This is a genomic window from Myceligenerans cantabricum (assembly GCF_054777735.1).
Genome location: NZ_BAAHAJ010000012.1, coordinates 104,759 through 130,078 on the forward strand (window position 1 = coordinate 104,759; position 25,320 = coordinate 130,078).

26 protein-coding genes are annotated in these 25,320 nt (G+C 71.8%); 13 read left to right on the top strand and 13 right to left on the bottom strand.

The window, feature by feature from the left end; all coding sequences use genetic code 11:
• Positions 1 to 31 precede the first annotated feature (31 nt).
• Both ACYU96_RS17020 and ACYU96_RS17025 read right to left on the bottom strand, forming a co-directional pair.
• Positions 32 to 910, bottom strand: a complete 879-nt coding sequence (locus ACYU96_RS17020) for an ABC transporter permease subunit (protein WP_460756142.1) — start codon at positions 908 to 910, stop codon at positions 32 to 34.
• Complete coding sequence (locus tag ACYU96_RS17025; protein WP_460756145.1) at positions 907 to 1,980, bottom strand: ABC transporter ATP-binding protein; 1,074 nt, start codon at positions 1,978 to 1,980, stop codon at positions 907 to 909. The genes ACYU96_RS17020 and ACYU96_RS17025 overlap by 4 nt, the downstream gene beginning before the upstream one ends.
• 305 nt (positions 1,981 to 2,285) lie before the next feature.
• Here ACYU96_RS17025 and ACYU96_RS17030 point away from each other — a divergent pair, with 305 nt between their 5' ends.
• Positions 2,286 to 3,137, top strand: coding sequence for a Bax inhibitor-1/YccA family protein (locus ACYU96_RS17030; RefSeq protein WP_460756148.1), 852 nt, complete (start codon positions 2,286 to 2,288; stop codon positions 3,135 to 3,137).
• A gap of 70 nt (positions 3,138 to 3,207) precedes the next feature.
• Here the strand turns inward: ACYU96_RS17030 and ACYU96_RS17035 are convergent, their stop codons facing one another.
• Positions 3,208 to 5,217: a glycoside hydrolase family 15 protein gene (locus ACYU96_RS17035; RefSeq protein WP_460756150.1), complete on the bottom strand. Its 2,010-nt coding sequence runs from the start codon at positions 5,215 to 5,217 to the stop codon at positions 3,208 to 3,210.
• Positions 5,218 to 5,410: 193 nt separating this feature from the next.
• Positions 5,411 to 6,343 carry a DMT family transporter gene (locus ACYU96_RS17040; protein ID WP_460756153.1) on the bottom strand — a complete coding sequence of 311 codons (933 nt, stop codon included), beginning with the start codon at positions 6,341 to 6,343 and terminating at the stop codon, positions 5,411 to 5,413.
• Positions 6,344 to 6,542: 199 nt separating this feature from the next.
• Here ACYU96_RS17040 and ACYU96_RS17045 point away from each other — a divergent pair, with 199 nt between their 5' ends.
• Positions 6,543 to 7,469: a LysR family transcriptional regulator gene (locus tag ACYU96_RS17045; protein ID WP_460756156.1), complete on the top strand. Its 927-nt coding sequence runs from the start codon at positions 6,543 to 6,545 to the stop codon at positions 7,467 to 7,469.
• 56 nt (positions 7,470 to 7,525) lie between these two features.
• Positions 7,526 to 7,927 carry an FKBP-type peptidyl-prolyl cis-trans isomerase gene (locus ACYU96_RS17050; protein WP_460756159.1) on the top strand — a complete coding sequence of 134 codons (402 nt, stop codon included), beginning with the start codon at positions 7,526 to 7,528 and terminating at the stop codon, positions 7,925 to 7,927.
• Positions 7,928 to 8,041: 114 nt separating this feature from the next.
• On the opposite strand, the gene ACYU96_RS17055 is transcribed toward ACYU96_RS17050, so the two are convergent.
• The 3 genes from ACYU96_RS17055 to ACYU96_RS17065 all read right to left on the bottom strand — a co-directional run bounded on the left by ACYU96_RS17055 (position 8,042) and on the right by ACYU96_RS17065 (position 11,843).
• Complete coding sequence (locus tag ACYU96_RS17055; RefSeq protein WP_460756162.1) at positions 8,042 to 10,069, bottom strand: adenylyl cyclase; 2,028 nt, start codon at positions 10,067 to 10,069, stop codon at positions 8,042 to 8,044.
• An 88-nt stretch (positions 10,070 to 10,157) separates the two neighbouring features.
• Complete coding sequence (locus ACYU96_RS17060; RefSeq protein ID WP_460756165.1) at positions 10,158 to 11,348, bottom strand: class I SAM-dependent methyltransferase; 1,191 nt, start codon at positions 11,346 to 11,348, stop codon at positions 10,158 to 10,160.
• A gap of 96 nt (positions 11,349 to 11,444) precedes the next feature.
• Positions 11,445 to 11,843 (bottom strand): DUF5997 family protein, encoded by a 399-nt coding sequence (locus ACYU96_RS17065; protein ID WP_460756167.1) that lies wholly within the window; start codon positions 11,841 to 11,843, stop codon positions 11,445 to 11,447.
• Between the two features lie 22 nt (positions 11,844 to 11,865).
• Here ACYU96_RS17065 and ACYU96_RS17070 point away from each other — a divergent pair, with 22 nt between their 5' ends.
• From ACYU96_RS17070 to ACYU96_RS17080, 3 genes are all read left to right on the top strand, one after another.
• The gene (locus ACYU96_RS17070; RefSeq protein ID WP_460756171.1) at positions 11,866 to 12,846 is read left to right on the top strand and encodes a LysR substrate-binding domain-containing protein; all 981 of its coding nucleotides are present in this window, start codon (positions 11,866 to 11,868) and stop codon (positions 12,844 to 12,846) included.
• A 387-nt stretch (positions 12,847 to 13,233) separates the two neighbouring features.
• Complete coding sequence (locus ACYU96_RS17075; protein WP_460756174.1) at positions 13,234 to 13,914, top strand: LPXTG cell wall anchor domain-containing protein; 681 nt, start codon at positions 13,234 to 13,236, stop codon at positions 13,912 to 13,914.
• A gap of 7 nt (positions 13,915 to 13,921) precedes the next feature.
• Positions 13,922 to 14,074, top strand: a complete 153-nt coding sequence (locus ACYU96_RS17080) for a hypothetical protein (protein ID WP_460756177.1) — start codon at positions 13,922 to 13,924, stop codon at positions 14,072 to 14,074.
• A gap of 14 nt (positions 14,075 to 14,088) precedes the next feature.
• Here the strand turns inward: ACYU96_RS17080 and msrA are convergent, their stop codons facing one another.
• Together msrA and ACYU96_RS17090 are read right to left on the bottom strand one after the other, a co-directional pair.
• Positions 14,089 to 14,763 (bottom strand): peptide-methionine (S)-S-oxide reductase MsrA, encoded by a 675-nt coding sequence (gene msrA, locus ACYU96_RS17085; RefSeq protein WP_460756180.1) that lies wholly within the window; start codon positions 14,761 to 14,763, stop codon positions 14,089 to 14,091.
• A 67-nt stretch (positions 14,764 to 14,830) separates the two neighbouring features.
• The gene (locus tag ACYU96_RS17090) at positions 14,831 to 15,409 is read right to left on the bottom strand and encodes a hypothetical protein (RefSeq protein ID WP_460756182.1); all 579 of its coding nucleotides are present in this window, start codon (positions 15,407 to 15,409) and stop codon (positions 14,831 to 14,833) included.
• A 197-nt stretch (positions 15,410 to 15,606) separates the two neighbouring features.
• On the opposite strand from ACYU96_RS17090, the gene ACYU96_RS17095 reads away from it, so the two are divergent.
• The gene (locus ACYU96_RS17095) at positions 15,607 to 16,899 is read left to right on the top strand and encodes an AI-2E family transporter (RefSeq protein ID WP_460756185.1); all 1,293 of its coding nucleotides are present in this window, start codon (positions 15,607 to 15,609) and stop codon (positions 16,897 to 16,899) included.
• Positions 16,900 to 17,042: 143 nt separating this feature from the next.
• Positions 17,043 to 18,245, top strand: a complete 1,203-nt coding sequence (gene ilvA, locus ACYU96_RS17100; RefSeq protein ID WP_460756188.1) for a threonine ammonia-lyase — start codon at positions 17,043 to 17,045, stop codon at positions 18,243 to 18,245.
• A gap of 157 nt (positions 18,246 to 18,402) precedes the next feature.
• On the opposite strand, the gene greA is transcribed toward ilvA, so the two are convergent.
• Together greA and ACYU96_RS17110 are read right to left on the bottom strand one after the other, a co-directional pair.
• Positions 18,403 to 18,882 carry a transcription elongation factor GreA gene (gene greA / locus ACYU96_RS17105; RefSeq protein ID WP_460756191.1) on the bottom strand — a complete coding sequence of 160 codons (480 nt, stop codon included), beginning with the start codon at positions 18,880 to 18,882 and terminating at the stop codon, positions 18,403 to 18,405.
• 279 nt (positions 18,883 to 19,161) lie between these two features.
• Positions 19,162 to 19,578: a DUF4307 domain-containing protein gene (locus ACYU96_RS17110; protein WP_460756194.1), complete on the bottom strand. Its 417-nt coding sequence runs from the start codon at positions 19,576 to 19,578 to the stop codon at positions 19,162 to 19,164.
• A gap of 173 nt (positions 19,579 to 19,751) precedes the next feature.
• Here ACYU96_RS17110 and mca point away from each other — a divergent pair, with 173 nt between their 5' ends.
• Genes mca through ACYU96_RS17125 form a run of 3 tightly spaced genes read left to right on the top strand, consistent with a single transcriptional unit; the run spans position 19,752 to position 21,876 of the window.
• The gene (gene mca, locus ACYU96_RS17115; protein ID WP_460756260.1) at positions 19,752 to 20,699 is read left to right on the top strand and encodes a mycothiol conjugate amidase Mca; all 948 of its coding nucleotides are present in this window, start codon (positions 19,752 to 19,754) and stop codon (positions 20,697 to 20,699) included.
• Positions 20,696 to 21,067, top strand: a complete 372-nt coding sequence (locus ACYU96_RS17120) for a hypothetical protein (RefSeq protein WP_460756197.1) — start codon at positions 20,696 to 20,698, stop codon at positions 21,065 to 21,067. Before mca ends, ACYU96_RS17120 begins: the two co-directional genes overlap by 4 nt.
• Positions 21,064 to 21,876, top strand: coding sequence for a carbon-nitrogen hydrolase family protein (locus tag ACYU96_RS17125; protein WP_460756200.1), 813 nt, complete (start codon positions 21,064 to 21,066; stop codon positions 21,874 to 21,876). The genes ACYU96_RS17120 and ACYU96_RS17125 overlap by 4 nt, the downstream gene beginning before the upstream one ends.
• Before the next feature lie 16 nt (positions 21,877 to 21,892).
• Here ACYU96_RS17125 and trhA read toward each other — a convergent pair whose 3' ends face one another.
• Positions 21,893 to 22,708 carry a PAQR family membrane homeostasis protein TrhA gene (gene trhA / locus ACYU96_RS17130; RefSeq protein WP_460756203.1) on the bottom strand — a complete coding sequence of 272 codons (816 nt, stop codon included), beginning with the start codon at positions 22,706 to 22,708 and terminating at the stop codon, positions 21,893 to 21,895.
• A gap of 173 nt (positions 22,709 to 22,881) precedes the next feature.
• Here trhA and ACYU96_RS17135 point away from each other — a divergent pair, with 173 nt between their 5' ends.
• Both ACYU96_RS17135 and ACYU96_RS17140 read left to right on the top strand, forming a co-directional pair.
• A complete protein-coding gene (locus ACYU96_RS17135) occupies positions 22,882 to 23,643 on the top strand; it encodes an isoprenyl transferase (protein WP_460756205.1) in 762 nt (253 codons plus the stop codon).
• Between the two features lie 145 nt (positions 23,644 to 23,788).
• Complete coding sequence (locus ACYU96_RS17140; protein WP_460756208.1) at positions 23,789 to 24,319, top strand: MarR family winged helix-turn-helix transcriptional regulator; 531 nt, start codon at positions 23,789 to 23,791, stop codon at positions 24,317 to 24,319.
• Here the strand turns inward: ACYU96_RS17140 and ACYU96_RS17145 are convergent.
• On the bottom strand, positions 24,316 to 25,230 hold the full coding sequence (locus ACYU96_RS17145; protein WP_460756211.1) for a LysR family transcriptional regulator: 915 nt from the start codon (positions 25,228 to 25,230) through the stop codon (positions 24,316 to 24,318). The genes ACYU96_RS17140 and ACYU96_RS17145 overlap by 4 nt on opposite strands.
• Positions 25,231 to 25,320 lie beyond the last annotated feature (90 nt).

Sequence of the window (25,320 nt, forward strand, 5' to 3'; positions counted from 1 at the left end):
GAATCGGACCCGGCCGCCGCCGCGTGGTGTCTCAGGCGTCCCGGGTCTTGAGGGAGACCGCGCCGGCGACGAGCACGGCTGCGGTGTAGGCCGCGAGGGTGCCGATGCCGACCCAGGGGTCCAGGACCTCCGGGGTCTGCATCGCCGCCGGGGTGATCGCCGAACCGGCGATGCTCGGCAGGAACTTGTTCACGTCGAGCACCCACGGCACCTGGCTGGCGGCGATCGTGGCGATGCTGAAGACGATCGGCACCACCATGAAGATGGCTACGACCGTGAAGATCGCTCCCGCGGTGTGCCGGATGAGCGTGCCGATCCCCAGGGCGAACAGCGCCACGAGGACCGTGTACAGCACCGTGCCGTACAGCTGGCGGACCTGGTCGCCGTCGCCCCAGTCGACGGTGATCCCGTTGCTGTCGAGGATGGGGTACGTCACGAGCCAGGCCAGTCCCAGCGACACCGTGACGAGCACGGCCGTGACCACGGCGAGCACCGTGGCCTTCGCGAAGTAGGCCCCCAGCCGGCGGGGCGCGGCCGTGAACGTCGACCGGATCATCCCGGTGGAGTACTCGCCGGTGATCAGCATGGAGCCCAGGACCGCGACCACGAGGGCCGCGAACTCGTAGCCGCCGGTGATCACCATGGGCCCGGTGAAGAAGCTCCCGGAGGCGGCCTGCTCCTCGGGGGCCATGCCCTCCGTCTGGTCGGCGACGAGCTGCGCCACGATCGCCATCATGAAGCCGAACCCGACGAGGATCACCACCGTCGAGGCGAGCGTCCACCAGGTGGAGCGCAGCGTCCAGAGCTTGATCCACTCCGAGCGCAGCAGCCGTCCGAAGGTCACCTTCTTCACGGTCACGCCGGACGGCGGCGACGTGCGGGCCGGGGTGTCGAGAGTCGTCGTGCTCATCGGTCGCTCACCTCCTGCGAGGACGTCGCCGCCGTCGCGTCGGCGGCGTGCCTCCCGTTGCCCGAGGCGGCAGGATCGCCGGCGGGCGCGGTCGGCGGATCAGCGAGGTGCGCGGCCGCCGGCGCCGCGGCGGGCTCGGGCCGCGAGCTCTCCGCGGAGGCGGCCAGGTCTTCGGAGCGGTACTCCACCGCGTCGGCGGTGAGAGACATGTACGCCTCCTCCAGCGTGGATTGGATGGGGGTGAGCTCGTGCAGCACGATCTTGCTCGCGGCCGCGAGCTCGCCCACGGACGCGGCATCGGGTCCGGTGACCTCCAGGACGCCCGCCTCGGGCGTCTTGATCTGCGCGTCCTTCTCCTTCAGGAGGCTCGCGAGATCCCCGGCCTGCGGCGAGCGCACGCGGACGTGCTTGCGCTCGGAGGCCGCGATGAGGTCGTCGACGGACGTGTCGGCCAGGATGCGGCCCCTGCCGATGACGATGACATGGTCCGCGGTGAGCGCGACCTCGCTCATCAGGTGGCTGGACAGGAACACCGTGCGGCCCTCGGACGCGAGGTGCTTGGCGAGGTTGCGTACCCAGATGACGCCCTCGGGGTCGAGGCCGTTCACGGGCTCGTCCAGGATGAGCGTCTGCGGGTCGCCGAGCAGGGCGGCCGCGATACCGAGGCGCTGGCCCATCCCGAGCGAGAACCCGCCGACCCGCTTCCTCGCCACCGAGTCGAGCCCGGTGAGGTCGATGACGTCGGCCACGCGCTGCTGGGGGATGCCGTGTGTGGCGGCCAGCGCGCGCAGATGGTTGAAGGCGGAGCGGCCCGAGTGCACGGCCTTCGCCTCGAGCAGGGCGCCGACCTCGGCGAGCGGCCGCGCGTGCTTCGCGTACGGCTGGCCGTTCACGGTGACGGTGCCGGCCGTGGGCTGGTCCAGGCCCATGATCATGCGCATGGTGGTGGACTTCCCGGCGCCGTTGGGGCCGAGGAAGCCGGTCACCCGGCCGGGCGGGACGGTGAAGCTGACGTGGTCGACGGCGGTCTTGGAGCCATATCGCTTGGCGAGACCGTGGGCCTCGATCATGGTGCGCTCCTTGTGGCTGAAGTCATGTGTGGTGGCTTTCGTTCTCCGGGTGCGGGCGCCGGTCGGTCCGGGCCGACGACGCCGGATACCCCGACACTAAGCCGGGGCACCGGTGTCCGTCACCGAAAACCCGCCCGGCTCATCCTCCTGGCGCCAGGAATCATCCTGAAGGGGGAAACGGACGTCCTCCGGTCGGTCTAGACCCTCGTGCCGTTGCCGTTGCCGTGCCGTGCCGCGCCAGGCCCGGGAACTGTCCGGGCACCGGCGACGTTCATTAGCATGGGTGCCACTACCAGGAGGAGCACATGAGCAACCCCGTCTTTTCGAATAGCGACGTATTCGGTGAACCACGTCGCACCGGAGCGCCGCGAGGCGCCCGTGGTGGTACTGCCACCGCCCCCAACCCTTACGCCCAGTACGGCTCTGCGGGCCAGCAGGGCATGGACCCGTCGCAGCTGGGCGCGATGTATGACGCCCCGTCGGCCACCAGCGCCGACACCAAGCGCCTGACCTACGACGACGTGATCGTCAAGACCGGCGGGCTGCTGGCCCTGCTGGTCGTCGTCGCGGCGGCGACGTTCCTGTTCGCGCCGGGCCTGCTGTGGATCGGCCTGATCGGTGGGCTCGTGCTCGGTCTGGTCAACGCGTTCAAGAAGAACCCGTCGCCGTTCCTGATCATCGCGTACACCGTGTTCGAGGGCATGTTCGTGGGCGGCATCTCGTTCGTGTACAACGGGATCGCCGAGGGCGCCGTCACGCAGGCGGTGATCGGCACGATCTCCGTGTTCGCGGGTTCGCTGTTCCTCTTCCGGAGCGGCAAGGTCCGCGTGACGCCCAAGTTCACGCGCTTCTTGATGATGGCGCTGGTCGGCTACGCGCTGTTCTCGGTCGTCAACCTGGTCCTGGTCTGGACCGGGGTGCTGGGCGAGTTCGGGCTGCGCAACGGCCCGATGGGCATCATCATCGGGGCCGTGGCGATCGTGCTCGCGATCATGTCCCTGATGGTCGACTTCGACTTCATCAAGCGCGGCGTCGAGGGCGGTGCCCCGGCGAAGCTCGCGTGGACCGCGGCGTTCGGCCTGATCGTCACGCTGGTCTGGCTCTACACCGAGATCCTGCGCCTGATCGCGATCATCAACATCTTCAGCGGAGACTGATCGCTGAACCCGACGGCCCGGGCCACCTTCGTCGCGAAGGTGACCCGGGCCGTCGTCGTCCCCGGCGCCGTCAGGACGGGCGGGATCCGAAGTAGTGGTCCTGCGGGTCGCCCCGCTCGGCGCGGATCACGTGCATGACCGCGTTGATGAGGGCGAGGTGGGTGAACGCCTGCGGGAAGTTCCCCAGGTGCCGCCCGCTCGTCGGGTCGATCTCCTCGGCGTAGAGGTTCAGGCTCGACGCGAACGACAGCAGCCGCTCGCACAGCGCCTTGGCCCGCTCCACCTCGCCGATCTCCACGAGCGCGGAAACCAGCCAGAACGAGCAGATGGTGAACGTGCCCTCCTCGCCGGCCAGACCGTCGTCGGTCTCGTGCGTGCGGTAGCGCAGCACGAGACCGTCCTCGGTGAGCTCGTCGGCGATGGCGAGCACCGTGGCGCGCACGCTCTCGTGTTCCGGCGGCAGGAACCGCAGCAGGGGGACGAGCAGCAAGGACGCGTCCAGCGCGGAGTCGCCGTAGCGCTGGGTGAACACGCCGCGGTCGTCGACGCCCTTGGCCATGATGTCGGCCTTGATCTCGTCGGCGATCTTCTGCCACTGCTCGGCGTAGTCGTGCTCGTCGTACATGCGCGCGAGCTTCGCCCCACGGTCCATGGCGACCCAGCACATCAGCTTCGACGACGTGAAGTGCTGCGGTTCCCCGCGCACCTCCCAGATGCCGCGATCCGGCTTGTGCCAGTGCTTCGCGGCCTCCTCCACCTGGCGCTTCAGGATCGGCCAGAGGGACTCGGGCAACTGCTCGCGCGAGCGTGTGTGCAGGTAGACGGAGTCGAGGACGGCACCCCAGACGTCGTGCTGCTTCTGGTTGTAGGCACCGTTCCCCACGCGCACCGGCCGGGCGCCCTCGTAGCCGGACAGATGGGCGAGCTCGGCCTCCTCGAGGGTCTCCTCACCGCCCACGCCGTACATGATCTGGAGCTGCTTGTTGTCGCGGCAGACGTCGTGGATGAACGCGAAGAAGTCGTTCGCCTCCCGGTCCAGGCCGAGGGTGTACAGGCCCCAGAGGGCGAACGTCGAGTCGCGGATCCACGAGTACCGGTAGTCCCAGTTGCGCTCGCCCCCGGGGGTCTCCGGGAGCGACGTCGTCGCCGCGGCGATCAGCGCGCCCGTGGGGGAGTAGGTCAGACCCTTCAGCGTGAGCGCGGAACGCTGCAGGTAGATGCGCCACGGGTGGTCGGGGAACTTGCCCTGGGTGATCCAGTCGCGCCAGTACTGCTCGGTGCGCCACATCGCCTCGACGGCGTCGGGCCAGGTCTTGGGCGCGGGCTGCGAGCCCCACGACATGGCGACGAAGTGCGTGGTGCCCTCGGTCATCCGGGTGCGCGCTATGGCCCGGCGGCCCTCGAGCCCGAAGCGCAGGTCGGACGTCAGGCTGATGTCCGGGTTGTGCTTGCCGAGCCTCGCGGTGACGTTCGAGTAGCCGCTGTTGTCGTAGGACCAGCTCGGCTCGTTCCGCGCGTAGTTCGGCCGCGGCTCGCACATCACCTCGAGGTCGACGGTGCCGGACACGCACTTGACCGTGCGGAGCAGGATGTGCTCGGCGTCGTTGTCGGTGGGGGTGCGGCGGTGCGTCTTGGACCGGTCCTCGACGTCGTGCCACGGCCCCATGAGCATCGTGTCCCGCACGATGAGCCAGCCGGTGGACGTCTGCCAGGTGGTCTCGAGGATGAGCGTGCCGGGGATGTAGCGCCGGGCGACCGGGACCCGGACCCCGTACGGGCTGAGCCGGAAACGGCCGGCGCCGCGGTCCAGGATCGCCGAGAAGATGCTGGGCGAGTCCGGGCGGGGCACGCACATCCACTCCACCGCGCCGGACGGCGCGATGAGGGCGTTGGCCTCGCAGTCCGAGAGGAAGCCGTAGTCGGCGATCGACGGGAACTTGCTGCGCCAGTCCCAGGCCCGCGGTGAGGCGCCGTCGCTGGAGGTGTGGCCCTTGACCGGGCGCTTGGGAGTGTCGGCGCGCTTCTGCGGGCGCCGCCGGGCCGCCTGTGGAGCCGCGGCCTCGGGTGAATCCGTCGTCATGGACTAAAGGGTTACGCACGTGCGTGCACTTGGACAAACCGTGGGTGCGGGTGTCGGACTTCTTGGGGCGTGCATACGGCCGGGGGAAGGCCGCGGGATCGACAGCCGGAGCTACCGATCCCGCGACGGAGCGCCGGCAGCGCGGGCAGGCGCCAGGCGCGGGGCCCGTTCGGTGGGTGCGGGCGCCGCCGGGTCAGCGGGCGGCCCGGGGGCGGCGCGTCGCCAGGACCACGCCGACCAGGCACAGCAGGCCGCCGGCCAGCACGATCGGTGCCGGGACCTCGCCGAGCAGCCACCAGGAGAGCAGCACCGCGATCGGCGGGACCGCGTAGGTGGTGGCGGACAGCCGGCCCGCCGTCGTGTGCGACAGCGCGTAGCCCCAGGTGGCGAAGGCGATCGCCGTCGGGAAGGCGCCGAGGTAGAGCACGCCGAGCGTGGCCGCCACCGGCGCCGCGGCCAGCTCCGTGACCAGGGTCCCCGCGAAAGGCAGGGTGGCGACGGTGCCCGCGAGGCAGCCGAGCCAGGTCATCGTCAGCGCGTCGACCTTCGGCAGCATCCGCTTCTGCAGCAGGGCGCCCGCGGAGTACAGGACCGCGGCGCCGAGCCCGAGCAGCACGGCCCCGATCTCGGACGTGCCCGACGACGACGCCCACGCGATCACCGCGACACCGGTGAACGCGATCCCGATCCCGGTCAGCAGCCGGGCAGGGAACCCTTCGCCCAGCGTCAGCCCGGCGACCACCGCCGTGAGGATCGGTGCGAGCTGGACGAGGAGCGCGGCGGTCCCGGCGTCGAGCGTCCGCTCGGCGGCGTTCAGCGCGATGTTGTAGACGCCGAACCAGAGCACGCCCCACACGAGGACGCCCGCGAGCACGCGCCCGCGCGGGACGCGGAGCTTCCCCGCGACGCCGGCCAGCAGGGTGAGCACCAGCGTCCCGACGGCGACCCGGCCGAGCGTGAGCGCGCCGGGGGAGTAGTCGTGCCCGGCGGCCCGGATCCCGATGAACGCCGAGGCCCACAGCACCACGGTCACGCCGGCGGCGACCGGCACGAGGTAGCGGGCGCGCTGGTCGGGGGCCTCGTGTCGGTCGAGGTCCTGGAGCTCCGGGGTGACGGCCGTCTTCATGTCGTGAGCGTCGTCCGGGCCCACGGGTCCTGTCCGGCGGTTTCCGGACACGGTGGTCGACGAGGCGTCGGAGGAGGCTTCGGGCGGGGTGTGGGGTGGGGCGCCGGTGGTGGTCATGGCACGATGTTGACCCTCGGCAACCATCAAGCACAAGCGACTATTTCTGCATCACTGTTCAGTGTCGCTGTATCATCGGTCCATGCTCGACGTCCACCGCCTCAGGGTCTTCCGGTCCGTGGTCGCCAGCGGCTCGGTCGCCGCGGCGGCAGCCAACCTCGGCTACACCTCGTCAGCCGTCAGCCAGCACATCTCGGCGCTGCAGCGCGAGACCGGGCTGACGCTCCTGACCAAGGCCGGCCGTGGCCTGCGGCCCACGGCCGCCGGGCTCACGCTGGCGAGCGAGGCCGACGGCGTCCTCGCGCGCCTCGGCGCGGCCGAGACCCTGGTCTCCGACCTGCGTGCGGGGCGAACCGGGTCGTTGAGCCTCGCGTACTTCGGCTCGGTCGGCGCGTCGTGGCTGCCCGACGTCGTCCGCCGCCTGATCACCGACTTCCCCGGCCTGCGCCTCGACCTCGAGCTGCGCGAGGACGTCCCCGACCGTCCCGAGGACCGGCCGGACCTGCAGCTCGTCGTCATGATGCAGGAGTACCGCAGGACGCCGGGCTTCACAGCGCACCACCTGCTGGACGACGCCTACGTCGCCGTCGTCCCCGCCGGGCACCGGTTCGCGGGCAAGGAGGAGGTGGAGCTCGCCGAGCTCGCCGACGAGCCGTGGATCGACAACGACTTCACGCAGGGCTGGTGCCGCCGCGCGCTCCTGGAGGCGTGCGCCTCCGCGGGCTTCAGCCCGACCTTCCACGTCGAGGCGCACGACTACCCGACGGCCCTCGCCTTCGTCGACGCCGGGATCGGCCCCACGGTCCTGCCGGAGCTCGGGGCGATCAGCCTGCCGCCCGGTGCCGTGCGGGTCCGGGTCGTGCGCCCCACACCGGTCCGCTCGGTGTACGCGGTGGTGGCCGACCCGATCGCCGACACGCCCCCCGTGCGCACCGCCCTGGAGACCCTGCGCCAGGCCGCGGCCCGCGAACGCACCCGCCGCGATCGCGTCGAGGGCCGTGCGTCGTAGGGTGGAGCGGTTGGGCGCCAGGGGCTGGCGTCAAATCCGACCGAGAGGCACTTTCCGTGACTACGCTTCCCACCGTCGAGTGGCAGGCCGGCGGCAAGCCGGCACTCACCTTCCCTGAGAGCGAGGCCCCCGCGGGCCTGCAGGTCCAGGTGCTCGAGGAGGGCACCGGCCCGGTCGTCGAGGCCGGCCGGACGATCGTCGTCGACTACCTGGGGCAGACCTGGGGCGGCGGCGTGTTCGACAACAGCTACGACCGCGGCACCACCATCGACTTCCCGATCGGCGTCGGCGCCGTGATCGGTGGCTGGGACAAGGGCCTGGTCGGCCGCAACGTCGGTGACAAGGTCCTGCTGTCCATCCCCGCCGAGCACGGTTACGGCTCGCGCGGCGTGCCGCAGGCCGGCATCCCGGGCGGGGCCACCCTGGTCTTCGTCGTGGAGGTCAGGGGCGTCCAGTAAGCCCTCCCGCACGACGACGCCGAGGCGGTGGGTCCCACGTGGACCCACCGCCTCGGCTCTCGTGTCCGACAGGCGGCCGCGCGGCCGTCGTCGTCCCCGGTCAGTACGTCGGCCTCAGGAGGCGTCGGCCCCCGGGTAGGCGATCATCTGCTCGGTCGCCTTGCCGTTCTCGACCAGGTCACCCTGGCCGTTGACGACGTGGTCGATGCCACCGTCGCCGTCCAGGTACACGCTCGTCATCGACCGGAGCGAGACGCCCGGCGCGTTCGGCACCTGGATCGCCGAGTCGAGGCGGATGTCGATCTCGTTCCAGAAGTACGAGTACACGCCCATGCCGGCGGCCTCATGGCTCGCCACGTCGTCCGCGACCTTGTAGGACGCGTAGCCGTTGGTCTCGCCGTCCATCCAGCTCTCCTGGTTCGGCGGGTCGTACGGCAGCTCGCTCTGGTAGAAGACGGTCCGACCGTCCTCGCCGTTCCAGATCGTCTGGTTCTCCTGGTAGTGCTCCACGAACAGGCCCGTCGCGGTGACGCGGTCGCCGTTGACGACGACGCCGTGGGCGCCGGTGTTGCCGTCCCAGTCCACGCCGTTGCCGTGGTCCGCGCGCCAGGCCCAGATGTGGTCCATGAGCACGTCGTCGCTGTTCACCTCGATCGAGGTGACGGCCTTGCCCTCCCACGGGCCGCCCACGCGGATGAAGACGTCCGTCAGGGTGACGGGGTCGGCGGCGTCGGCGGCGGTCTGCTCGCCGTGGCCGTGGCCGTGGCCGTGGCCGTGCCCCTTGCCCTTGCCGTGGCCCTTGCCCTTGCCGTGCCCCTTGCCGTGGCCCTTCGACGCCGTCGTGTCCGCGGCCCCGACCTGCACGAGCGTCTCGGACTCCGGCACGTTCGCGTCGACCGTGATCCCGGCGACGTGGATGCCGGGCTCGTCGGAGGTGACCAGCGCGGTGTTGCCCGCGGTGGGCGTCAGCGAGGCGTAGCCCAGGCCGAGCACGACGGTGTCGGCGTTCTCGACCGTGATCGCCTCGTCCAGCTCGTACACGCCCGGCGTGAGGAGCAGGTGCTTGCCCTCGGCCAGCGCGGCGTTGATCGTGGCGGCCGTGTCGGTCTCCGCCTTCGCGACGTAGAAGTCGTCGAGCGGCAGGGACTCGCCGGCGTCGGCGTCGGTCGACCAGTTGACGCCCGACGTCTCCGTCGTGGCGTGCGGCGCGAAGACGTGCAGCGCGCCGTCGTCGGCCCGGTACAGGAACGGCTTCTCCCGGGTGACCGGGTTCGTGTCGAGCGTGGTCTTCACGCCGACCGCGCCGTCGCCGAGCGCGTCGCCGAAGTCGGTGGCAGGCGCGCCCTCGACGCCGGAGAACACCATGTTCCAGACGCCGCCGTCCCAGCCGCCGATCTCGCTGTCACGCGTGTACCACTGCTGCTGGGAACCGCTCGCGACGGTGCCCGCGATGCGCGAGTTCGAGATGTAGCCGCCCGAGCCGAACTCGCCGAACTGGCCGAAGATCGTCAGGTCGCCCTGGATGTCGACGCGCCGCAGCGGCGCCGCCTGCGAGACCGCGTAACGCATCTGGTGCGGTTCGACGACGCCGGCCGGGTGGGGGCGCTGGGCGTCCTCGGGGGTGGGGCGCTGGATCGGGTTGAACGCCAGGTTCGACATGGAGCGCCAGAAGTTGTTCAGCGAGCCGGGCCCGGGGCACTCCCACGGGGCGTCGGGGCAGGTCACCTCGGGCTCCGCGTGGATCGCACCGTTGATCAGGACGTCGTCCGGCCGGGCGCCGAGGCCGTCGACCGACTCGTAGTAGCCGAGCTCGGCGTTGACGATGTCCGGAGCCGTGGCCGGGTCGTCCGCGCCGTCCGGGCTGCCGTAGGTGCCGGGCTCGAAGAAGACCTGGTGGCGCTCCGTGCCGAAGTGCTCGATGTCGTCGAGCTCGTTCAGCGTGGCGTTGATCTCGTCGGTGGACCACGACTCGTCGATGAACGTGACGTTGGGACCGAAGTCCGGGTCGGCGGCCGCGGTGGCGTCGTCGCTGGTGTCCGCCGAGGCGAGCGTCGGCAGCGTGGCCGCGGCACCTCCGACGACCAGCGCGGCGGCGATACCGACGCCTGTGCGCCGTCGTGTCCGTGGGGACTGGGGTGTCATCGTCGACAGTCCTTTCTGCGCCCGGAGAGACCCGGGCGGCGATGCGCGGTTCCGTACCGGGTGAATCTAGCAGCCGTGTACTGACGCGTCAGTAAGTGGTTGCCGCAGCATCCGTGACACCGGTCCTCCGGACCGACCGCGCCACCGTGAAGCGGGGATCCCGCGCGACCTGCTCCGTCGGGCCGACGGCGCGCTCCAGCGCCGGCCGGTACCGCAGCGCCGAGTTGAACACCGACCACAGCTCACCGCCGGGCCGCAGGACCCGGCCCGCCGTCGCGAACATGCGGTGCGCGGCGTCCGTGCTGACCGCGGTCCGGTCGTGGAACGGCGGGTTGAGCAGGACCAGGTCGGCGGAACCGTCCGGAAGGGCCGCTCCGGCGTCGTCCCGCAGGACCCTGACCAGGTGGCCGACGCCGTTCGCCGCCGCGGTCGCACTCGCCGAGGCGGTGGCGGCCGCGCTGCGGTCGGTCGCCACGACGTCGAGACCGCGCAGCGCGAGGACGGTCGCCAGGATCCCGCTGCCGCACCCCAGGTCGACGGCGGACCGGCGCGCCGACGACGCCGGCGGCCACGCGTCCGACTGCTGGAGGAGCAGCCGGGAGCCGGCGTCGAGCGCGGCGCCCGCGAACACGCCCCCGTGCGCGACGACGGTGATGCCGTCGGCGCACCCCGGTATGTCCAGCACCTCGCGCACGGGGTAGGTCAGCAGGCGCTCGCGCACGCCCGGCCGCGGGCCGCGGGCCACGAGGAGCCGGGACTTCTGGCGCGCGAGCGAGGGCACGACCTGCTCGAAGACCGTGCCGAGGACGTCGTTCATCGTGCGAGACATGTGCTTGACGCGCCCGCCCGCGAACAGCACGACGTCGTCGGCGGCGTGCCGGGCCACCTGCTCGGCGATCTCCGTCAGTTCGGCCGCGGACTTCGGGAGCTGGAGCAGGACCACGCGCGCGCCGCCGAGCAGCCCGGCCCCGGGCGGGTGGTGGTCGAAGGAGCTGCGCCGCGCCACGAACGCGTTGGCGCGCAGCGCCGCCTCGGCGTCGACAGGGTCCTGGTGGACGCGCACGTCGCGGGCGCCCAGGCCGAGTGCGCCGAGCGTGAGCGCGCCGAACCGATCGCCGAGGGTCACGACCTCGCCGGGCCCGGCGGAGGTGATCGCGTCGCGCGCCTCGTCGAGCAGGAGACGGTCCGTGGCGTCCACGGCGACCGGGCCGTCGGCGCGCGTGCCGTCCTCGGGGTAGGGGCGCAGCGCGTCCAGGATGGTGGTCAGTGGGTCGGTCACGCGTGGCCTCTGTGGTGCGGTGCCGCGGAGCGGCTGGTCCGGTGCGGTCGGCGGTGCTCGACGGCGCGGTGGTGCTCCGGCGCCCCCTCCGCTGCCCTACGTGGTGCTGCGGGTGCGGTGCGGCCGCGCGGGCTTCTTCTCGGCGGCCTGCTCCTCGGCGAGGACCTGGGCGTGCTTCGCGCGCTCCTGGACCAGCCACTCCGGCGGTTCGGCGCGCAGCTCGTCGATCTGCTCGGTGGTGAGCGGCTCGGTCACGCCGCCGCGGGCCAGGCCGGAGATGGAGATGCCGAGCCGCCCGGCGACGACGGGGCGCGGGTGCGGACCGTTGCGGCGAAGGTTGGAGAGCCACTCGGGCGGGTTCTTCTCCAGCTCCTCGATCTCGGCCCGGCTGATTCCCTTCTCCTGGAACTCGGGCGGCGTCGCGGGGAGGTAGACGCCGAGCCGCTTGGCCGCGTTGGTCGGCTTGAGAACCTGCTGGGAGAAGGGAGTTGCCATGGCCCAAGCCTATGCTTTGCAGGTGTCAGAGACCTTCCGCCTCGCCTACGTCCCCGGCTCCACACCCGGAAAGTGGGCGCGGGTGTGGCGCGAGCGGCTGCCCGACGTCGCGCTGGAGCTCGTCCAGGTCGACCCCTCCGACGCGCCCGCCGTGCTCAGGGACGGCGGGGCGGACATCGCGATCGCCCGGCTCCCCGTCGACACCGAGGTCTTCTCCCGCATCCCGCTGTACGAGGAGCTCCCGGTGGTCTGCGTGCACCGCGAGCACTTCCTGGCGGCCCTCGAGCCGGAGGAGACGGTCGCGCCGGGCGACCTCGTGGACGAGACCGTCTGGCTCCCGGCCGACGACGTGCTCTACGCGGCTCCCGGCGGTCGTGCCGGCGATCCCGCGATGACGACGCCGCTCGACGCGACGACGGGGCCCGACGGGCCCGCGCGGCCCGGTGCCGAGGTCGTGCCTCGCGGGGTCTCGGGCGCCGCGCCGGTGACGGGTTCCGCGGCGGTGCCCGGGCGGGCGCCCGTCGATCCCGACGGGGCGCCGCTCGAACGGCCTGCCACGGCGGCGGACGCGCTCGCGATCGTCGGCGCGGCGGCGGGTATCACCGTGCTGCCGATGTCGCTCGCCCGGCTGCACCATCGCAAGGACGTGGTGTTCCGGCGGCTCGACGACGGGCCCACCGCGCCGGTCGGTCTCGTGTGGCCTGCCGACCGCACCACCGATCTCGTCGAGGAGATGATCGGGATCGTCCGCGGGCGGACCGTCAACAGCTCGCGAGGGCGGGGACGGTCGCGGCCGTCCGGTGCTGAGGGGGCCGCCCCGGCCGGCTCCTCGGAGCCGGCCCGCGAGCGGAGGGCTCCGAGAGGCGCGAAGGGGAGCGACCGCTCGTCGGCAGGCCAGGTCCGCCGTCGTGGGCAGGGCGCTTCACCGCAGAAGCGTGGGCAGGGCGCTTCTGCGCAGAAGAAGGGTTCCTCGACCCACAAGAAACGGCGAAAAGGGCGATAAGAGGTTATCGCTCGCTTTTTCGTGGTTGGGTCGCACGAAGGCTGCTTTCGGCGGGTGAAGCTCGCGCTGCCAGGAGGCCGCCATCGCGCTCCCGTGCCCCGCCTCGCGGCTGCGGGGCGGGGCAGGGCGACGGGCAAAGAAATAAAAGGGAAGGCAAAGAATTCTCTCGCGGCAATCGTGGAAAGGCGTCGTCCGGGCTAATTTAGGCAATCATCCCGGGTTTGTTGCGCCGACCGGGAAGGGTGAAAAACGGTCGGGTCGTGGTATACCGCTACTTCCACGGGCATAACTACTACCTGGGGCTTTGGAAGAATTGTGAATCCTCGCTAGCCTTCGGCTCGTTGCGTGCACCGTGGCGCGACATCTCAGCTGAAGGAGCACCCCCGCATGAACCGCATCACCGCTCTAGGAGCCATCGCGCTCCTCGCGGTCGGTCTGAGTGCCGCCCCGGCCGCCGCTGCCCCTGTCGCGCACGAGACCTCCGCGTCGATCAACACCCTCGGCAAGGGCGACACCTGCCCGAAGGACGGCAAGATCGACGTCGAGGGTAATCAGAAGAAGATCACCATCACCGCGCCCGAGGGCAAGCTGATCACCGGCTACTGCGTCAAGGCAGGGTCGGCCAAGCAGGGGCTCGGGCCGGAGTACAAGACGTTCGATCCTCCGGTCGCCGAGGTGACGATCAAGCACTCGTCCTGCAAGGACATCAGCCACTACACCGTGACCTACACCGACGCTCCGGGTGAGCCGACCCCGACCCCGACGGAGCCCGAGCCGGAGCCGACCCCCTCGGAGCCCAGCGTCGAGCCGTCCGAGCCGGAGCCGACCCCGTCGGAGCCCAGCGTCGAGCCCTCGGAGCCGGTGACCGAGCCGTCCGAGCCCGGTGCGGAGCCCTCGGAGCCGGTCGCCGAGCCCACCGACGAGCCGTCGGTCATGCCCACCACCCCGGACGACGAGGTCCTCGCCTCGACGGGTGCCGGCCCCGCGATCGGTTACACCCTGCTCGCGCTCGCGCTGGCCGGCGGCGGCGCCGCCCTGCTGGTGCTGCGTCGGCGCCGGATGTCCTGATCACTCGGTGATCACCTGGCACCGCCGGGGTGACGGCCTGACCCGTCAGGCCGTCACCCCGGCGGTGCCGTCTTCCGGCGAGTGTGCCGTCGTCGTCCTCTCGGCCGTCGTGCGGGCGACCCCGACGGCGGCCGGGTCGTTCGCGGCCGGGCCGCCGTGACGAGCCGCGCGCGCTCAGGCGGCGTCGGGGAACGGGACGCCCGTCGTGGCGTGGCAGCGGTACCCGTTCGGGTTCTTCGCGTCGCTCAGGTACTGCTGGTGGTAGTCCTCGGCGAGGTAGAAGGTGCCCACCTCCGCGGCCGGGCGCATCTCGGTGGTGATCGGGTCGTACCCCTTGGCCGCGAGCACCTCCGCATAGCGGGTGGCCGTCTCACGGACCGCGTCGGCCTGCTCGGGCGTGGTCCAGTAGACCGCCGAGCGGTACTGGGTGCCGACGTCGTTCCCCTGCCGGAATCCCTGCGTGGGGTCGTGGCGCTCCCAGAAGATCCTCAGGAGCTCCTCCTCGGAGACGCGCGCCGGGTCGTAGGCGACCATGGCCGTCTCGGTGTGGCCCGTCCGCGCGGAGCAGACTTCTTCGTAGGTGGGGTTCGGCGTCGTGCCGCCCATGTAGCCGACTGCGGTCGACACCACCCCGGGGAGCTGCCAGTAGATCTCCTCGGCGCCCCAGAAGCACCCCATCGCGAGGTACAGCACGCGCGTGCCCGGCTCCCAGGGGCCGGTGAGCGACGTGCCGAGGACGGTGTGGGAGCGCGGCGCCGGCAGGATCGGTGACTCGCGGCCCGCGAGAGCCTCCTCGGGGGCGACCATCGTGGTCTTTCCCTGACCGAACAGCGAATCGAAGAACGACATGGGTGCTACCTCCCGTGGAACGTGACACCCCTGCAACGCCTGACCGCCGTCCCCTGTTCCAGCCCGGTCAGTCGGCGTCGAAGGATGCCGCGAACTGTTCGATCTCCGACGTCACGTCCTGGACGGTCTCCGAGTTCTTCCGCCAGTCGTCCGGGATCTCCAGGCTGTGGTCGGCGCCGGACACCTCCACGAAGTCCGCGCGGAGGCCGGAGACGAGGTCGTGATCCCAGGTCGGGTCGGCGGTCCCGCCGATCAGGAGGTGGTCGCACCGGAGGCCCGCGACGGCGGTCCGGACGTCGGCGGCGTCGTCCCGCGTGAGGAGCGGCGTCAGCCAGACGCCCGGCAGCGCGAGCCGGGCGGCGACCGGCAGGGCCAGGGTGCCGAGGGACTTGCCGAGCACGATGTGCGTCGCGTCCGCCGCCGGTGCGTCCTCGCCCTCCAGCACCTCCGCGGCCACCGTGCGTGCGGCGTCGAGGTCGACCTCGCCCTGCCACTCGACGACGCGGACGGTCCAGCCCAGTGCGTCCAGCGCCGCGCGCGGGTAGTACAGGAGCGGCCCCATCGCGGTGTAACCCTGCCCGGGCAGGACGGTGACGACCCTGCTGGGGTCGCCGTCGGTGCAGTGGAGCGTGTAGGTCTCGGACACCCTTTCAGGATGGCAAGAGGTGCGACGAGGTGAAAGGAAAATCCCGGGTCCTGCCCATGTTTCAGCCCTGACCGAAATCGCCCGGCACGGTACTCCGGCTGTGGTAGACGGCGTTTCTGTGCAGGAACTGGCGTGTCCCTGTGACCTGCGCGTGGTTGCGGGTGGTGCCTGCCTGCGGATCGCTTACCTTGGGGAGCGTGAGCGAGAACAAGTCCGCCGTCGCGGCCGCAGACGCAGCACCGGGGGCCGGTGGGGCGCAGGCCGCGGCGGGCGATCCGGCGGAGCAGGTGGCCGATGACGTGAAGAAGCCGGCCGCCCCCGGCGACGGCGCGGCCGACGGCGCGAGCACCGTCCCCCGCGCCATCCGCGAGGGGGCGTCGTGGTCGTGGCGCGTCCTCCTGATCGGCGCCGCGGTCGCCGCGGTGGGCTGGCTGCTGGCCCAGCTCCAGGTGATCGTCCTCCCCGTAGCGGTGGCGCTGCTCCTGGCGGTGATGCTCACCCCGGTGCGGCGGTTCCTGGAGGACCACCTCCGGCTGCCCCGCGGGCTCGCCGCCGGGCTCTCCCTGCTGGGCATGATCGCCGTCGCCGCCGGGCTCGTGACCTTCGCCGGTCAGCAGGTCGCGACCGGGTTCGCCGAGCTGTCCGAGGAGGTCGTGGCAGGCTTCAACGAGCTGGCCGTCCTCCTCGACGAACAGTTCGGGCTCACCCTGACCGACTACCAGACCGACGTCCTCGACGAGCTGGAGAGCCAGCGGGACGCGATCATCGCGGGTGCGCTGGGCGCCGCCGCCACCGCGGGAAACCTGTTGATCGGCACGCTGATCGCACTGTTCTGCGCGTTCTTCTTCCTGCACGACCCGCGCAGCATCTGGGGCTGGCTGGTCGGCCTGCTCCCGGTGGCCGCGCGGGACCACGTGCACCAGGCGGGACGACGCGGCGTCGTCACGCTGTCCGCCTACGCGCGCACCCAGATCCTGGTGGCCGGCGTGGACGCCATCGGCATCGGCCTGGGCTCGGTGTTCTTCGTGCCGCCGCTCGCCGTACCGATCGGGGTCCTGGTGTTCGTGGGCTCGTTCATCCCGGTCGTCGGCGCCATCGTCACCGGCGCGATCGCGACCGTGGTGGTGCTCGTCGCCAAGGGCTGGGTCGCCGCTCTCATCATGCTCGGCATCGTCATCCTCGTGCAGCAGATCGAGAGCCACGTGCTGCAGCCGTTCCTCATGGGGCAGGCGGTCTCCCTGCACCCGGTGGCCGTCATCCTGTCCGTGGCCGCCGGGTCGTTCCTGGCCGGCATCGCCGGTGCGCTCTTCGCCGTGCCGCTCGTCGCGCTCGTCAACACGGTCGTGCTCTACCTCAACGGGCACGACAAGTTCCCCGAGCTCGGCGACGACGACAAGCTCCCCATCAGATGGAGAGGCCCGGACGCGCAGCCGATCCGCCTCCCACGCCTCCTGGCCACGCCGGACGGGGAGTCCGGCCCGGCGGGATAACCCTGGCGCGCCGGGTGCGCTGCCCCTCTCGCCGGCGAAGATCCCGCCGGCGGCGGGGCAGCACCGCGCGATCACCTGCCCACGTGCGGCCGGGGCCGCGGGCAGTCTAGTGTCGCGGGGTGACCCCCAGTACTGTTCCCTCCGTGAGCGCGGACGACGTCCGCGAGGCCGCAAACCTTCTCGACGGCGTGATCACCCGCACGCCGGTCGTCGAGAGCCGAGCACTGTCCCAGCTTGCCGGTGCCCAGGTGATGCTCAAGTGCGAGAACCTGCAGCGAGCGGGCTCCTTCAAGGTCCGCGGCGCGTACACGCGCCTCTCCCGGCTCACACCCGAGGAGCGCGCGCACGGCGTCGTCGCTGCCAGCGCCGGGAACCATGCCCAGGGCGTGGCGCTCGCGGCGAGCATGCTCGGCATCGACGCACTCGTGTTCATGCCGGTCGACGCCCCCCTGCCCAAGCTGTCCGCGACGCGCGGCTACGGCGCCGAGGTGCGCCAGGTCGGCAGCAGCGTCGACGAGGCACTGTCCGCCGCGCGCGTCGAGGCGGCCCGCTCGGGCCGCATCCTCATCCACCCGTTCGACCACGCCGACATCGTCGCGGGTCAGGGGACGATCGCCCTCGACATCCTGGAGCAGGTGCCGGACGTCCGGACGATCGTCGTGCCGCTCGGCGGCGGCGGTCTCGTGGCCGGCATCGCGGCGGTGCTGGCCGACGTCGCGCCGCAGGTGCGCGTGGTCGGTGTGCAGGCCGCGCAGGCCGCCGCGTATCCCGGGTCGCTCGACGCCGGCCGCCCGACGGCGGTCACGCCGGCGCCGACCATGGCCGACGGCATCGCGATCGGGACGCCGGGCCTGGTGCCGTTCGGCATCGTGGCGGAGCGCGGCGTCGAGGTCCGCACGGTGAGCGAGGACCTGCTGTCGCGCGGGCTGCTCATGGTGCTGGAGCGGAACAAGCTCATGGTGGAGCCGGCAGGTGCGGCAGCGGTGGCCGGGCTCCTGGCCGCCGCCCCGGGAGAGTTCACCGGGCCCATCGTGCCCGTGCTGAGCGGGGGAAACATCGACCCGCTCGTGCTCCTGCGCGTGGTGCAGCACGGTCTCGTCGCGGCGGGCCGCTACCTGCGGTTGCGTGTGCGGGTCCAGGACCGGCCGGGCGCCCTGGCCGGGCTCGTCGAGGCGATCGCCGCGGCGGGCGCGAACATCGTGCAGGTGGAGCACTCACGCATGGACGTGTCGCTGTCCGTGTCGGAGGTGCTGGTGGACCTGCAGGTGGAGACGAAGAGCACCGAGCACCGCACGTCGGTCGTCGAACGGCTGCGCGGCAGCGAGTTCGCGGTCGAGGTCATGTAGCCCGGTCCGTCCGCGGGGCGGTCGGTTCGACCGCGCCTGAGCCGAACGACGACGACGGCGGTGGGCGGCCACCATGCCGCCCACCGCCGTCGTCGGGCACCCGCGGGACGTCGAGGAGTGCGACGCCGAGGTCACGTGACGCGCACCTGCCAGGCAGTCAGGCGAACGGCTTGGCGTCCGTGATCTCGACCTCGATCGTGTTGCCGTTCGGCGCCTCGTAGCTGGTCCTGTCGCCGACCTTCTTCTCGACGATCGCGGCACCCAGCGGCGAGGTGGGGGAGAAGACGTCCATGTCCGTGTCTCCTGCCATCTCGCGGGAGCCCAGCAGGAAGGTCTCGCTGTCCCCGAAGATGGAGACCGTCACGACCATGCCGGGCTGCACGGTGCCGTCGTCGGACGGCTGGCCCACCTGGACGGTGCGCAGCTTCTCCGTGAGCTCCTTGATGCGGGCCTCGTTCTTGGCCTGCTCCTCACGTGCGGCGTGGTAACCGCCGTTCTCCTTGAGGTCTCCCTCGTCGCGGGCGGCGGCGATGCGCTCGGTGATCTCCGCGCGATAGGGGCCGGAGAGGCGATCCAGCTCGGCCTGAAGCCGGTCGTACGCGTCCTGGGTGAGCCAGGTGACGGAGGTGTCGGTCACAGGGTCTCTCCTTTCGTGGTAGCTCGTTCGAGCGGCGATCCTGGGTGCGGTGACAGCGCAAGACCCGCCGAACGGGTCGACACGCACTGCCACGTCCCGTTCAGCGGGTCTACGGCGTGTGAAACGTCAATTCTATCAACTAACCGCCCAGGAACTGTCAAGCCCTTACCTGGGATGGGGGCCGTGCGGCGCGAAGTTCCGCGCGAGCCGCACCGCGCGGGTCGGCGTGTCGCCCGGGCGCGGCGTCCTGTCGGCGGCCCGCTCGCGCCGGTCTCCGGCTCAGGCCTCGGCGCAGTGGTCCACCACGGCCGTCGTCGCCTCCTGGGTGGTGCTGATGTCCGCCGTGGCACGGATGGTGTCGCGGCCGGACGGCCCCACCTCGACGTCGAGCGAGCCCACCTCCGCGTAGCTGGGGCTGAGCGCCGTGAGCGTGCAGACCGCCGCCGTCCCCGGCGGCATCATCACGTCGAACGTGATCGTCGCCTGCTCGGCGCTCTCGATCGAGAACCCGATGTCCCGGAACGAGACCGGGTTGCGCTGCGCGTCCGACCAGGCGAACCAGGCTGCGACGGCCACGCCCGCCGCCAGCGCCAGACCGATGGCGACCCGCGCGCGCAGGGAGAGACGCGGCCGTCCGGACGGCCCGGCCTCGCGTGCCGTGCGCCCGTATCGGTCTGCAAGGGGATCGCTGCTCATAGTGCAATCATGGTCCATGTCCCCCGGCATCGACGAAGGGACGTGGCGCAGAGCGCGGGCCGCAGCCCGTACCCGCAGCCGGACCTGAGCAGATGCCGACGAACAGCACTGGCATCCCACGCCGGTCCCAGGAGGTCCAGGTGTCCGTAAACGAGCGCGAGCCGCTCCGTCTCATGGCGGTCCACGCACATCCCGACGACGAGGCGAGCAAGGGTGCCGCGACCACGGCGCGCTACGCGGCCGAGGGTATGGAGGTGCTGGTCGTCACGTGCACCGGCGGGGAGCGCGGCGACGTCCTCAACCCGTCGTTCGTCGTGCCCGACGGTCACGAGTTCGAGTCGCTCGAGGGCCGCACCGCGGTACGCCGCACCGAGATGGCGCGCTCGGCCGAGGCGCTGGGTGTCCGGCACCACTGGCTCGGCTTCGTGGACTCCGGGCTGCCCGAGGGCGACCCGCTGCCCCCGCTGCCCGAGGGCTGCTTCGCACTCGTCCCCCTCGAGGAGGCGTCCGAGCCGCTCGTGCGGCTGATCCGTGAGTTCCGCCCGCACGTCGTCACCACGTACGACCCGTCGGGCGGGTACCCGCACCCGGACCACATCAAGTGCCACGACGTGTCGGCCGAGGCGTTCGCCGCCGCCGGCGACCCGGAGCGCTACACGGAGTCGGGCGCACCGTGGGAGCCGATGAAGCTGTACTACGACCACGGCTTCTCGATGGCGAGCCTGCGCGCGGTGCACGAGGCGATGGAGGGCGCCGGCCTGGAGTCTCCGTTCGGCGACTGGATCGAGTCCCGCACCGCCCGGGAGATCCCCGAGCGGGAGGTCACCACCTACGTCGAGGTGTCCGACTACTTCGCCAACCGCGACGACGCCCTCCGCGCCCACGCCTCGCAGATCGACCCGGGCGGGTTCTTCTTCGCCGTGCCGCGGGACATCGAGGCCGACGTGTGGCCGTGGGACGAGTACGAGCTGGCAGCGTCGAACATCCCGCTCCCGGAGCGTGCGCCCGGTGAGCACGAGAGCGATCTGTTCACCGGTGTGCGCGAGGCGCTCGCCGGCACCGGTGCCCAGGACGCCGGAACCGGTGACGAGGGGCGCGAGACCGCGGAGGTGAACGCGTGAGCACCGCGATGTCCGCCCTGGCCGCGGTCGTCGGCCTGCGGCTGTCGGAGCTGGCCGCCGCGACCCCCGTCCCGGACCCGACGGAGGGCGGGCTGCGCCCCGGCCTGGAGACGACGGACATCACGCCGGGCCTGACCGGGTTCCTGGTCACGTTCGCCGTGGCGATCGCCTGCGTGCTCCTCTTCCTCTCGCTCTCGCGCCACCTGCGCAGGACGCGACACAACGCGCGGGAGCAGGGGCTGGACGTCGACGAGGGCCGGAAGAAGGGCATCGAGATCCAGCCCGACGCGGACCCTCGTCGGCACCAGGACGCCCGTCCCGACGGCCACGGCGCCGCGGACGTCCCGCCGGGCGGGGGGCCCGCGTGACGGACGACGATCTCGCGCGGGTGCGTGTCACGGTCGCGCAGCTCACCGTGTCCGACGACGCGGCCGCCAACCGGGCGACGGTCGAGAAGACCTTCCGCGAGGCAGCCCGGGTGGGCGCCGACCTGCTCGTGGTGCCGGAGTACGCCTCGGCGTACGACCCGCGCGGTGTCGGCGTCCAGCACGCCGAACCGCTCGACGGGCCGTTCGTCTCGATGCTGCGGCGGCGTGCCGCCGAGAGCGGCATCGCGGTGATCGCGGGGGTGACCCTCCCGGGCGACGACGGGCGCGCGGCGAACGCGCTCGTCGTGGTGGACGGCGCCGGGACGCTCGCCGGGACCTACCGCAAGGTGCACCTCTACGACGCGTTCGGGACCCGGGAGTCGGACCGACTGGAGCCCGGACCGGCCGGCGCGGAGCCGGTCGTGCTGCGCCTCGGTGAGCTCACGTTCGGGGTGCTGACCTGCTACGACCTGCGCTTCCCGGAGTCGGCGCGGCGGGTCGTGGACGCCGGCGCCGACGTGCTGGTCTACCCGGCGGCGTGGATGGCCGGGCCGCTCAAGACCGACCACTGGCACACCCTGCTGCGGGCGCGGGCGATCGAGAACACGGCGATCGTGCTCGGCGTCGGCATGGCGGGCGCGGGGGTCACCGGGCGGTCGCTGCTGGTGGGTCCGGACGGTGTCGTCGGCCTGGAGCTGGGGGAGGGGCCGGAGATCCGGACGGTCGATCTCGACCCGTCGGGCGTCACGGCCGCCCGGCACGCCAACCCGTCGCTGGCCAACCGCCGCTACGACGTCGTCCCGAGGTAGCTCGGGAGGGCAGAGCTCAGGACAGCACGGCGAGATAGATCGCCAGGACGTGCGAGGCGAAGCCCAGCACCGTCAGGACGTGGAAGATCTCGTGGAAGCCGAACCAGCGAGGACTGGGGTCGGGTCTCTTGGTGGCGTAGACGACCGCGCCCAGGGTGTAGGCGAGGCCGCCCCCGAGGATCAGCCACACCACGGCGGGCCCGCCGGCCTCCCAGAACGGCTTGACGTAGCCGACGGCGACCCAGCCGAGCGCCACGTAGATCGGCGTGTAGACCCACCGGGGCGCGTGCAGCCACACGATGCGCCCGGTCAGGCCGGCCAGGGCGCCGCTCCACACGATCCACAGGAGGACCGTGGCGGACTGCCGGTCGAGCAGCGTGACCGCGAGCGGCGTGTAGGTGCCGGCGATGATGAGGAAGATGTTGGAGTGGTCGGCGCGGCGCAGGATGCCTGCCACCTTCGGGGACCAGGTGCCGCGGTGGTAGACGGCGCTGGTACCGAACAGCAGTGCGGCCGTGAGGCCGAAGACCGCGACGGACCACTTGGCCGCGGCGCCCGGGGCGAGCGTGACGAGGGTGATGCTCGCGGCGAGGGCGAGGGGGAAGGTTCCCGCGTGGATCCAGCCGCGCAGGTGGGGCTTGATCCTCCGGTCGACGGTGGTCGAGACCGTCGTCGAGAGGGTCTGGACGACGTTCGTCACGCTCCCGCGCACCTCGTCGAAGGTGCCGCCGACACGGTCGATGGTGCCCTCGATCGTGCCCGACACCTTGTCGCGCACGTTCTCCACGGGGCCCGACGGCGGTCGGTCGGACGGGTCTGTTGCCGCAGCCATCGACATCCTCTTCTTCCGGGTTCTCGGTGAACGATCGCAAACCTACGGTAGCGTAGGTTTCTCTCAGGGTAGGTGGCGGGTACGGAGACCGGCGTCGGCGGTGTGAAGATCCTGCGGCGGGTTGGCCGCGGTGCCCGTGCTATGGGCATCCCGGGGCGCGGTAGCGTTTTCCCGTGCGTCTGCCCTCACCTCTCTACCGACTCTACGAGCGCCGTCTGGCGCGCAGCCTCGACGGCGCATCGCTGCCGCGGCACATCGGCGTGATGCTCGACGGCAACCGGCGCTGGGCGAAGTCGTTCGGTGAGACGGCCGCGACCGGGCACCGGCGCGGTGCCGACAAGATCGCGGACCTGCTCGGCTGGGCCGAGCCGCTGGGGATCGAGGTCGTGACGCTGTGGATGCTCTCCACCGACAACCTGCGGCGCTCGGCGGACGAGCTCGAGAACCTCCTGGAGATCATCGAGGACGCGGTCAGCGACCTGGCGGAGTCCGGTCGCTGGCGGCTGCGTGTGATCGGGCGGCTCGACCTGCTGCCGGAGCGGCTCTCGGGTGCGCTGCGCAAGGCGCAGGAGCACACGGCCGGCGTCGGCGGGCTGCAGGTGAACGTGGCGATCGGGTACGGCGGCCGGCAGGAGATCGCCGACGCCGTGCGCTCCTACCTCACCGAGGAGGCCAAGAACGGCGCGACGCTGGAGGGCCTCGCCGAGCGGATCGACGTCGAGCACATCGCCGAGCACCTGTACACGCGCGGCCAGCCGGACCCCGAGCTGGTCATCCGCACGTCGGGCGAGCAGCGCGTGGGCGGGTTCCTCATGTGGCAGTCGATGCATTCCGAGTACTACTTCTGCGAGGCCTACTGGCCGGCGTTCCGGCGGGTGGACTTCCTGCGCGCGCTGCGTGACTTCGCCCAGCGGGAGCGCCGTCTCGGGCGCTGAGGCCGCGCCTCCGGGCCGGGCGGTCTCTGGCGGGGGTTTCCGCGTCGAGGCGCCTCTCGTGAAAACCTGCGTCATATTCTCCCTTCCTGCGGAAATCTGAGCCGTCCTCGGGTAGCGTGCCAACCCAGGCAGGAGAGGAAGTCGAATGACACCGACAGATCGGCCGATCCCGACAGCCAGGGAAGCGGCGGAGGCGTGGGAGTCGCTCTTCCGCACGCAGGTCACCCTCATGCGACGGCTGCTCGCCGACGATATCTGGGACGAACTGAGCATGCGTGAGTACGACGTGCTGTTCACGCTCTCCGGTGACGACGGTTCGATGCGCTTGCGAGACCTGAACGAGAGCATCCTCATGGCCCAGTCCTCGCTGTCGAGGCTGGTCGATCGGCTGGAGCGGCGGGGCCTCGTGCGCCGCGAGGCGGCGCCGGAGGACGGGCGGGGCGTGAAGGTCGTGCTCACCGACGCCGGAGTCGGGCTGCAGAGGGAGGTCGGGCGGCGGCACGTGCGGTCGATCAGCCACTACGTCGGCTCGGCGATGCGTGCCGACGACCTGGCGAACCTCCGCGCCCTCCTCGACAAGCTCCGCGCGGCTCAGTCGGGCATCCCGGACCGCGCGGGCGAGCCCGCCGAGGTCCATGACGCCCGGAGGTTCCGGGAACCGCGGCCGATCGGTTAGGTGCCGGTGGTCTCGGCGATCGCGCCCGAGACCTCGCGGACCGCGACACGGGACATCGCCGCGCGCCGCGTCACCAGGTGGATGTTGCGTTCCAGCGGGTCACGGAACGGGAGGATGCGGACCGCGTAGCGGTCGTCCACCGCCAGGCGCGGCAGCAGCGTCACCGCCAGGTCCGCCTCCACGTAGCGCAGCAGCGCGCTGTACGAGGTGCACCGGGCGGTGACCCGCGGCCGGAACCCGGCGCGCAGGCACAGGCGCTCGGCCAGGTCCGCGAGGTGCGCGCCGGGGTTCTCGAACGCCCACGTCGCGTCCGCCAGCGCCTGCAGGCGCACGGAGTCGCCGGGTCCCGAGGTGTCTGGCGTTCCCGGCAGCGAGGCGTCCTCGGCCAGCACGAGGACGACGTCGTCCCTCGCCAGCGGGGTGCGGAGGAGGTCCGGGTCCGACGGTTCCGGGGAGTCCGGGAAGTCGCCGCTGATCACGAGGTCGAGCTCGCCGCGGTGCAGCGCGGGCAGCGCCTCGGACGGCTCCGCCTCGGTGAGCACGACGGAGATCCGGGGGTGGGTGTCGCGCAGGCGGCGCACGGCCGGGATCAGGATGGTGTGGACCGCGCTGGTGAACACGCCGACCCGCACCGTGCCGGTCGGCTCGGAGTGCAGGCCGGCGATCTCGGCCTCGACCGACTCGATGTGGTTGAGGATCTCCGCCGCGTGCCGGGCCAGCGCGAGCCCTACCGGGGTGAGCCGGACGCGCCGCCCGGTGCGCTCCAGGAGGTGCGCTCCCGCCTCCTTCTCCAGCGTGGTGAGCTGCTGCGACACGCTCGACGGGCTCAGGTGCTGCGCGTCCGCCACGGCGCGTACGGTGCCGAGCTGGTGGAGCTGGCGCAGCAAGTGGAGCCGCCACGGGTCGAGCACTGCGCGCCTCCCGTCGGTGGTTCGGGCGCTGTTCGGATTCGCCGAACATTCTATGCGGAAATGTGACCTGGACCGCACAGTCGGACCGGC